Annotated in this window: 1 rRNA gene (running past one end of the window); it reads right to left on the bottom strand. The window is 55.8% G+C overall.

Annotated features, from left to right (window positions below):
- Positions 1-24: 24 nt before the first annotated feature.
- Positions 25-2,608: ribosomal RNA gene (locus BPODLACK_RS22925) — 23S ribosomal RNA — on the bottom strand; it runs 132 nt beyond the window's last position.

Here is a 2,608-nt window from a genome sequence, read left to right as displayed (position 1 = left end):
TGTTTTGTGGTGTGTGGGTGTTGTTGGTAAGTCCTCGGCCGATTAGTACCAGTCACCTGAACACATTGCTGTGCGTACAGTTCTGGCCTATCAACCCCATGGTCTGTAGGGGGCCTTAACCCCGCAAAGGGGGTGAGAAACCTCATCTTGGAACAGGCTTCCCGCTTAGATGCTTTCAGCGGTTATCCCTTCCGAACGTAGCTAACCAGCGGTGCCCCTGGCGGGACAACTGGCACACCAGAGGTTCGTCCGTCCCGGTCCTCTCGTACTAGGGACAGGTTTCCTCAAGTTTCTTACGCGCGCGGCGGATAGAGACCGAACTGTCTCACGACGTTCTAAACCCAGCTCGCGTGCCGCTTTAATGGGCGAACAGCCCAACCCTTGGGACCTACTCCAGCCCCAGGATGCGACGAGCCGACATCGAGGTGCCAAACCATCCCGTCGATATGGACTCTTGGGGAAGATCAGCCTGTTATCCCCGGGGTACCTTTTATCCGTTGAGCGACACCGCTTCCACTTGCCGGTGCCGGATCACTAGTCCCGACTTTCGTCCCTGCTCGACATGTACGTCTCGCAGTCAAGCTCCCTTGTGCACTTACACTCAACACCTGATTGCCAACCAGGCTGAGGGAACCTTTGGGCGCCTCCGTTACCTTTTAGGAGGCAACCGCCCCAGTTAAACTACCCACCAGGCACTGTCCCTGAACCCGATCAGGGTCCGAGGTTAGAAGTCCAATACGATCAGAGTGGTATTTCAACAACGACTCCATGAACACTGGCGTGCCCACTTCACAGTCTCCCACCTATCCTACACAAACCGAACCGAACACCAATACCAAGCTATAGTGAAGGTCCCGGGGTCTTTTCGTCCTGCCGCGCGTAACGAGCATCTTTACTCGTACTGCAATTTCGCCGAGTCTGTGGTTGAGACAGCAGAGAAGTCGTTACGCCATTCGTGCAGGTCGGAACTTACCCGACAAGGAATTTCGCTACCTTAGGATGGTTATAGTTACCACCGCCGTTTACTGGGGCTTAAATTCTCAGCTTCGCTCCCCGAAAGGAACTAACCGGTCCTCTTAACCTTCCAGCACCGGGCAGGCGTCAGTCCGTATACATCGTCTTACGACTTCGCACGGACCTGTGTTTTTAGTAAACAGTCGCTTCTCTCTGGTCTCTGCGACCCACACCAGCTCAGAGAGTAAATCTCGTCACCAGGATGGGTCCCCCTTCTCCCGAAGTTACGGGGGCATTTTGCCGAGTTCCTTAACCACAGTTCTCTCGATCGCCTTAGTATTCTCTACCTGACCACCTGTGTTGGTTTGGGGTACGGGCCGTGTACCAACTCACTAGAGGCTTTTCTCGGCAGCATAGGATCATGGAATTCACCGCAACGGCTACGCATCACCTCTCAGGCTGTATGTGTTCCGGATTTGCCTAGAACACGCCCTACAGGCTTACACCAGTACAACCACTGACTGGCCCCACTACCTTCCTGCGTCACCCCATCGCTTGCCTACTACCAGCCAAGGTCCCATGCATCACCCCACCCGGCACCCGAAGGTGCTCCTGGGGGATCTGGATGGTTAGTACAACTGATTCAGCATGGGCGCGGATACACGGGTACGGGAATATCAACCCGTTGTCCATCGACTACGCCTGTCGGCCTCGCCTTAGGTCCCGACTCACCCTGGGCGGATTAGCCTGGCCCAGGAACCCTTGGTCATTCGGCGGCAGAGTTTCTCACTCTGCTTTCGCTACTCATGCCTGCATTCTCACTCCCACACCCTCCACCACTAGATCACTCTGTGGCTTCCACGGATGCAGGACGCTCCCCTACCCACCCACACACCTGGTTGATTCTCCGTAGAAAACCAACGGGCTATTGTGTGAGTGCCGCGGCTTCGGCGGTGTACTTGAGCCCCGCTACATTGTCGGCGCAGGATCACTTGACCAGTGAGCTATTACGCACTCTTTCAAGGGTGGCTGCTTCTAAGCCAACCTCCTGGTTGTCTTCGCGACCCCACATCCTTTTCCACTTAGTACACGCTTAGGGGCCTTAGCCGGCGATCTGGGCTGTTTCCCTCTCGACTACGAACCTTATCGCCCGCAGTCTCACTGCCACACTCTCACTTACCGGCATTCGGAGTTTGGCTGACGTCAGTAACCCTGTGGGGCCCATCGGCCATCCAGTAGCTCTACCTCCGGTAAGAAACATGTGACGCTGCACCTAAATGCATTTCGGGGAGAACCAGCTATCACGGAGTTTGATTGGCCTTTCACCCCTACCCACAGCTCATCCCCTCCATTTTCAACTGAAGTGGGTTCGGGCCTCCACGACGTCTTACCGTCGCTTCACCCTGGCCATGGGTAGATCACTCCGCTTCGGGTCTAGACCCGGCGACTCAAACGCCCTATTCAGACTCGCTTTCGCTACGGCTACCCCACACGGGTTAACCTCGCCACCGAGCACTAACTCGCAGGCTCATTCTTCAAAAGGCACGCCATCACCCACCCCGAAGGCGCAGGCTCTGACGGATTGTAAGCGTCCGGTTTCAGGTACTATTTCACTCCCCTCCCGGGGTACTTTTCACCTTTCCCTCACGGTACT

This window comes from Gordonia sp. YY1 (assembly GCF_009872315.1).
GTDB lineage: Bacteria > Actinomycetota > Actinomycetes > Mycobacteriales > Mycobacteriaceae > Gordonia > Gordonia amicalis.
This window is presented reverse-complemented; position numbering and strand designations above follow the sequence as displayed.